This window comes from Sedimentibacter sp. B4 (assembly GCF_000309315.1).
GTDB lineage: Bacteria > Bacillota > Clostridia > Tissierellales > Sedimentibacteraceae > Sedimentibacter > Sedimentibacter saalensis.
In genome coordinates this window covers 1-202 of the sequence record NZ_CANG01000312.1, presented here as the reverse complement: position 1 = coordinate 202, position 202 = coordinate 1, and the positions used below count along the sequence as shown (strand labels likewise).

At 70.8% G+C, this 202-nt stretch carries 1 protein-coding gene; it reads left to right on the top strand.

Annotated features, from left to right (window positions below; translation table 11 throughout):
* A partial coding sequence (locus BN358_RS11215) for a type II secretion system F family protein (protein ID WP_198018407.1) occupies positions 1–202 on the top strand: 202 nt, incomplete at both ends.

Genomic DNA, 202 nt, shown 5'->3' with positions numbered 1-202 from the left:
GAACGGCAAGGGCGAGCTCGCCAGCGAGCTGGTCCGCACGCTGCAGGACATCCAGGTCGGCCAGACCCGGCGGGCAGCCTACGAGGACCTGGCCGCCCGCACCGGGGTGGAGACGCTGCACCGGTTCGTCCGCTCGATCATCCAGGCGGAGGCCTACGGCATCGCGCTGTCCGACGTGCTGCAGACCCAGGCCGACGAACTA